The 6,660-nt window shown below is 60.9% G+C and carries 7 protein-coding genes; 4 read left to right on the forward strand and 3 right to left on the reverse strand.

All coding sequences use genetic code 11. The features are described 5' to 3' along the window. Both ACMV18_RS09895 and petA read right to left on the reverse strand, forming a co-directional pair. Positions 1-927 (reverse strand): cytochrome b (locus ACMV18_RS09895; protein ID WP_420817700.1); only part of this gene is annotated, 927 nt, incomplete at its 3' end. A 14-nt stretch (positions 928-941) separates the two neighbouring features. Further along, positions 942-1,541, reverse strand: coding sequence for a ubiquinol-cytochrome c reductase iron-sulfur subunit (gene petA / locus ACMV18_RS09900; RefSeq protein ID WP_339583296.1), 600 nt, complete (start codon positions 1,539-1,541; stop codon positions 942-944). A gap of 225 nt (positions 1,542-1,766) precedes the next feature. On the opposite strand from petA, the gene mscL reads away from it, so the two are divergent. Both mscL and ACMV18_RS09910 read left to right on the forward strand, forming a co-directional pair. After that, a complete protein-coding gene (gene mscL / locus ACMV18_RS09905; RefSeq protein ID WP_339583297.1) occupies positions 1,767-2,186 on the forward strand; it encodes a large conductance mechanosensitive channel protein MscL in 420 nt (139 codons plus the stop codon). 123 nt (positions 2,187-2,309) lie between these two features. Then, positions 2,310-4,739 (forward strand): DUF1631 family protein, encoded by a 2,430-nt coding sequence (locus ACMV18_RS09910; RefSeq protein ID WP_420817701.1) that lies wholly within the window; start codon positions 2,310-2,312, stop codon positions 4,737-4,739. Between the two features lie 51 nt (positions 4,740-4,790). Here the strand turns inward: ACMV18_RS09910 and pdxA are convergent, their stop codons facing one another. Next, on the reverse strand, positions 4,791-5,795 hold the full coding sequence (gene pdxA / locus ACMV18_RS09915; protein WP_420817704.1) for a 4-hydroxythreonine-4-phosphate dehydrogenase PdxA: 1,005 nt from the start codon (positions 5,793-5,795) through the stop codon (positions 4,791-4,793). Positions 5,796-5,936: 141 nt separating this feature from the next. On the opposite strand from pdxA, the gene hisI reads away from it, so the two are divergent. Next, positions 5,937-6,326 (forward strand): phosphoribosyl-AMP cyclohydrolase, encoded by a 390-nt coding sequence (gene hisI / locus ACMV18_RS09920; RefSeq protein WP_420817702.1) that lies wholly within the window; start codon positions 5,937-5,939, stop codon positions 6,324-6,326. Continuing rightward, on the forward strand, positions 6,323-6,660 hold a 338-nt coding region (locus tag ACMV18_RS09925; RefSeq protein ID WP_420817703.1), incomplete at its 3' end, for a phosphoribosyl-ATP diphosphatase. The genes hisI and ACMV18_RS09925, both read left to right, overlap by 4 nt.

Here is a 6,660-nt window from a genome sequence, read left to right on the forward strand (position 1 = left end):
CGGGGTGAAGTACCAGACCGGCGCAATGTGCGCAGGCGTCTGGAAGGGGTCAGCAGGGATGAAGTTCGGGCGCTCCAGGAAGTAGCCGCCGAACTCGGGCGCGAAGAAGATCACGGCCGAGAAGACAATCAGGAAGCCCACCACGCCCAGCAGGTCGTGCACCGAGTAGTAAGGGTGGAAGGGGATGCCATCGAGCGGCTTGCCCCGGGCGTCCTTCGGACCTTGCTTGATCTCGACACCGTCCGGGTTGTTCGAGCCCACTTCGTGCAGCGCGATGATGTGCGCGACCACCAGACCCAGCAGGACCAGAGGCACGGCGATCACGTGCAGCGAGAAGAAACGGTTCAGGGTGGCATCACCGACCACGAAGTCACCGCGGATCAGGATGGCCAGGTCCGGACCAATGAAGGGCACGGCTGCGAACAAGTTGATGATCACCTGTGCGCCCCAGAAGGACATCTGGCCCCAGGGCAGCAGGTAGCCCATGAAAGCCTCGGCCATCAGCGCCAGGAAGATCAGGCAGCCGAAGATCCAGACCAGTTCACGCGGGGTGCGGTAGGAGCCGTAGATCAGGCCACGGTACATGTGCAGGTACACCACCACGAAGAATGCCGAAGCGCCGGTGGAGTGCATGTAGCGGATCAACCAGCCCCAGGGCACATCACGCATGATGTATTCCACCGAGGCGAAGGCCAAGTTGGCATCCGGCTTGTAGTTCATCACCAGGAAGATCCCGGTCACGATCTGGATCACCAGCACCAGCAGAGCCAGCGAGCCGAAGAAATACCAGAAGTTGAAATTCTTCGGGGCGTAGTAGTCGCCGACGTGTTCGTTCCAGAGCTTGGTGGCCGGAAACCGGTTGTCCACCCAGGTCATGAACTTTTCGCCAGCCGAAGCGCCCGCGGGCGCCTGCTTCATTTCAGCCATGTGCGTGTCTCCTGTCAGGCCTTCTTGTCTTCACCAATCAGCAGCTTGGTGTCAGACAGGTACATGTGGGGCGGAATCTCCAGGTTGTCCGGAGCCGGCTTGTTCTTGAACACGCGACCTGCCAGGTCAAAAGTGGAACCATGGCAAGGGCACAGGAAGCCGCCCGGCCAGTCGTCTGGCAGCGAAGCCTGAGGGCCTGCCTGGAACTTCGACGAAGGCGAGCAGCCCAGGTGAGTACAGATGCCCACAGCAACCAGCACGTCTTCCTTGATGGAGCGGTGGGTGTTGCGGCAGTACGCCGGGGTCAACTCCGCGGGCTTACGAGCGGAATCGGGATCGGCAAGTTGAGGGTCGATCTTCTTGAGCGCGGCGACCTGCTCGGGCGTGCGCTTGAGAATCCAAACGGGCTTGCCGCGCCATTCGACCGTCATCATCTCGCCCGGCTTGAGGGCGCTGATATCAGCCTCAACGGCGGCACCGGCGGCTTTCGCGCGCTCGGACGGTTGGAAGGTCGAAACGAAGGGGATGGCGGTGGCCACGCCGCCCACGCCACCGGCGGCGCAGGCCATGGTCACCCAGGTCCGACGGCTTTGGTCCACTGGCTGATTGCTCATGGGTATCCTTAGGGACTGATAGGACGATGACAGAGATATGGGGTCAACCGCATATTCTAACGGAGGTCAAAGGCGCATCTCGTTCGATTCACAGCAGCACGGTCAAGCGTTCAGCCAGGCAGCCTGCTACATTTTTGCAACAAGCTCAGGCGACACTGGCATTTGCGCATGCTCCGGCAGGCTTTGCCTGCGGATGGAGCCGGCTTTCAACCACAGGAGCAAAAAATGGGTTTCTTCAGCGAGTTCAAGGAATTTGCCGTCAAGGGCAATGTGATGGACTTGGCCGTCGGGGTCATCATCGGCGGGGCATTCGGCAAGATCGTCGACTCCACTGTCAACGATCTCATCATGCCTCTGGTCGGTAAAGTGGTTGGCGGCCTGGACTTCAGCAACTACTACATCGCCTTGGCCGGGCAGGATCCAACCTTGCCGCTGGCGGAAGCGAAAAAAGTGGGGGCAGTGTTCGCTTACGGCAACTTTCTGACGGTCGCCCTGAATTTTGTGATTCTGGCCTTCATCATTTTCTTGATGATCAAACAGATCAATCGCCTCAAGAAGGAAGCCCCCGCTGCACCCGCCGCCCCGGCCGCCACACCCGAGGACATCGTTTTGCTTCGTGAAATTCGTGACAGTTTGAAAAAGTAAGCGACTCATGCAGATCTGCACGGTCACGGATGATCCCGACTTGCGCACCCGATCTGGTTTCAGGACAGAATCAAGTGTCTTCCTGGCCCTTTCGGGCTGCATGATTTTGAATTGGATGGTTTCGTGATCGACCCACGCCTTGACGCTGTGCTGACGCAGGCACTCGGACGCCTCCGAGTTGCCGTCTCGGGCGTGCTCGATCAGACGATTGTTCAGCTGGGCGCCCAAGCCTCTGCCAGCACCAGCAACATGCAGAGACAAATTCTGATGACAGCCGACCGCGAGTTGCGCTTGAAATCGGGACGCCTGATACAAGGCTTTGATCGAGAACTGAAGGCACTGGCAGAGAATTGCCTTCAGAACACCCCAGACACGCGCGCGAGCAGTTTGGCCAACACTGACTGGGCCTCGCTCTCTCTGGTCGATAACGCTCAGGTCGAACGTGATGTGCAGGCCGACCGCCTGGCACTGGCCCTGATGCCCGCTTGCGAACGCCCACTCGAGGCCGTGAGCAGCTACATGGCTGCCTTGCTCGAAGATCCGAATCCCGAGCGCAACCCGCTGCGGCCGAAATTGGTGACCAAGGCGCTGCTTGACAGCCTGGTCCAACTCGGTATCGAAGAGAACGTGGTCAACGCCATCGCTGGACAGCTGCCTTCCCTGTTGGGCGCGGCGCTCTCGACCAGTTACGAGCAGATGAGCATCGACATGCGTGGTCATGGGCTCCAGCCCATGGGCATGTCCTTGCAAAAATCTCGGAACTCTTCGGCCATGCCGCTCGGAGCGGATGCGCGAAGAACCGAGCCAGCGCCACTCACAGGCGGGGCAAGAACCCAACCGGCCCCGATCTCCACCCCGAATCCACAGCACGCTCGGGCCGCACAGGCTTTGGGAGAGATGTTCGGCATGCCCCTGCCATCCGGGCAGGGCGCACTCGACGAGGTCGTTTCAAACAGCGTGGCCGGCGGCGCCCCGCTGAACGTGGATTTCCAGAACCTGCTGCGACAGATCAGCCGTCAGGCTGGCGAAATTGGCCAGGAAGCCATGGCTGCAGCAGGACTCAGCCTGGGCAGCGATCAGCAGGATGCCGGGCACCGGACACCTGGTTTCGCCGGCCCACTCATGGCCATCAACCAGATCCGCGCCAACCGGGATGAGCTGATTCGCGCCAGCGGTGGGGCCGCGCTCGACAAGATGGTCATCGACATCGTGGCCGCTTTGTTCGATCAGGTCTTGTCTGACCCGAAGGTGGCGCCAGAGATGGCGCGCCAGATTGCCCGTCTGCAGATGCCCGTGCTGCGTGTGGCGCTGGGCGACATGAATTTCTTCAACTCACGCAAGCACCCGGTTCGGCGCTTCGTGAACCGCATCGCCTCCCTGTCCGCATCGTTCGAAGACTACACGCAGGGGCCTGGTGCGGACTGTTTGGCCCGCATCACCCATCTGGTCAATGACATCGTCGATGGCGATTTCGACCGCATGGATCTCTACGAGACCAAGTTGCGTGAACTGGAAGCGTTCATCGAAGCCGAAACGGCGCAAGATGCAGCCGATAACGCCGATGTGGCGGCGCTGCTGAGCGCCAAAGAAGCCGATCTGCGGGTGCAACAGCGCTACATGCAGATCATGCAGCGTGAGCTGCTTGACGTGGAACTGCCAGACTTCCTGCGCGACTTCCTCTCGCAGGTCTGGAGCCGAGTTCAGGTCGTGGCCGCCACACGCGATGGCGCGGACTCTGCTCTCGCCCAGCGCATGAAGGCCGCCGGCCGTGAATTGGCCATGAGTGTGCAGCCCAAGGGCCACCCCAAGCTGCGACAGGCCTTCTTGCTCAAGTTGCCGTCGTTGATGAAGGACATCAACGAGGGCCTGGCCCTGATTCAGCACCCCGAACCTGCGAAACAGGCTTTTTTCGCGGAGTTGCTGCCGGCCCATGCGGCCTGCTTGAAGGCCGCGCCCACCCACGATCTGACTCAGCGCCTGCTGGAGCAACGCCTCAAGCAAGTTGAGAGCATTGCCATCCCCACGCGTGAAGAAACGGCCGGGGACTCGATGCCCACGCCGCTGGACAGCCTGCAGTCCGACACCAGCCTGATGAGCACATCGGCATTCACAGCCGAAGAGATCAAGCAATCGGGCTTCATCCCGGAAACGGCCCTGGACAGCGGCAGTCTGGACATCAACCTGGACCTGGCAAGCCCACAACCCGAGGCGGACCCGACGCTGGGTGAACTCGACATCAACCTCGACACCCCGCCTCCACCTGCAGCTGGCCTGCAATTGGTGCACCACATTCAGAAGGGGACGCCGTACCACATGATCATGCAGGGCAAGTGGCAGAAGGTGCGCCTGACCTGGGTGAGCGAGGGTCGGACCTTCTTCATCTTCAACACCGGCCACCTGCACAAACAGACGATTTCCTTGACAGGTCGGACTTTGGCCAAGATGTGCGAAACCGGCCGATTCAAGGCTTTCGAGCAAGCCGAATTGATTGAACGTGCCACCGTGCGTGCACGCAAACAGCTGGCCGCCTTGAGTGCCAGCACAGCACACTGACGCAGATTTGACGGCCGATGAGGCCTCAAGGCATGCGACAAGGCCGGCGCGTCACGCCTTGCGACCGGCCACCAAGGCTCGGGCCATGTTGGCCGCTGCAGCCAGACTGGAAGGATCCGCCCTGCCAGTGCCGGCCAGATCAAAAGCGGTGCCGTGATCAGGACTGGTGCGCACAAAGGGCAACCCCAATGTCACGTTGACGCCTTGATCAAGCCCCAGATACTTGACGGGAATCAGCCCCTGATCATGGTACATGGCCACCACCACATCGAACTCCCCAGGGTGCTCAGGCGGTGCGTGTCGGGCACGCATGAACACGGTATCGGGCGCCAGCGGCCCGATCGCCTCGATGCCCTCCCGACGCGCCGCCTCGATGGCGGGCCCGATGATGTGCAACTCCTCGTCACCGAACAAGCCCCCCTCACCTGCATGCGGATTGAGCCCCGCCACGGCAATGCGCGGCCGAGCCTGCCCCCACAGGGCCGCGCTGCGATGCGTGATGCGCAAGGTCTCCAGCACGCTGTCGAATGTGACCTGCTCAATGGCCTGACGCAAGGACACATGGATGGTGACCAGCACCGTCTTGAGTTGGTCATTGGCCAGCATCATGCGCACGGGCGCAGGGGGATGGCCAGCAGGACTGCCTTCGGCCTGCAAGAGCTCGGTATGCCCGGGATAGGGTTCACCCGCCATGGCCAAGGCCTCCTTGTGCAACGGCGCCGTCACCATGCCTGCCACCTCACCCACCTGGGCCAGGCGCACGGCTTCACGGATGCAGGCCGCAGCGGCCCGGCCTGCGCGCTCGTCCACCCGCCCCACAGGGGCGTCCAACAGGTCGTCAGGCAGTCCAGGAGGCACCCAGACACCCAGCTCGCTCTCAGCCAAAGCCTGAACGTCACGCAACGCGCTGAGCACCCGTACCGTGGGCCGCCTGTCAGGGGGCATCCAACTCACAGCACGGGCCATGACACGAGGACATCCGACGACCACCCACTGACGTCCATCGGGCCACCATCGGGCAATGATCTCTGGACCGATGCCGCAGGCATCTCCCATGGTGACAGCCATCAGGTCGGTGGTTGTGGGGGCGGAAGCGGTCACCAAAGAATATCCTTCATGCGGTCTTGACATGAACATATTGTGACCTCAGCTATGGGATCAACGCCTCGCTGGCTTGCCGATTGCTACACTCCCGTCATGAATTGGCTCGATGAGATACGCTGGGATGACAACGGTCTGGTGCCGGTCATTGCCCAGGAGGACAGCACCGGTGACGTGCTGATGTTTGCCTGGATGAACCGGGAAGCCTTGGCGTTGACGGCCGAACGGGGTGAGGCGGTGTATTGGAGTCGCTCCCGTAAGCGCCTGTGGCACAAGGGTGAAGAATCAGGTCACATTCAAAAGGTGCACGCCATACGCATGGATTGTGACAACGATGTGGTGCTGTTGCGCATCACGCAACTGGGTCATGAACCCGGCATTGCCTGTCACACTGGCCGTCACAGTTGTTTCTTTCAAAAATATGAGAATGGCAAATGGGTTGCTGTCGACCCAGTTCTCAAAGATCCCGAACACATCTACAAATGAGCGAGTCCCTGGACACCTTGGACGTATTGAGCCGCTTGGCCAGCGTCATTGAGTCACGCAAAGGCGCTGACCCGGACCAAAGCTATGTGGCCCGACTGTTCCACAAGGGTACCGACACGGTGCTCAAAAAGGTCGGAGAAGAAGCCACCGAAACGGTCATGGCGGGCAAAGACATGGCCGCCGAACCCAGCGAGGCCCATCGCAAGGCCCTGGTGGGAGAGTTTGCCGATCTGTGGTTTCATTCCATGGTGGCCATGGCACATCTGGGTTTGAACCCGCGAGATGTGGTGGGAGAACTGGCACGCCGTGAGGGTTTGTCGGGTCTGGAAGAATT

Source organism: Aquabacterium sp. (assembly GCF_048860245.1).
In the GTDB taxonomy this organism is placed as follows: domain Bacteria; phylum Pseudomonadota; class Gammaproteobacteria; order Burkholderiales; family Burkholderiaceae_C; genus Aquabacterium.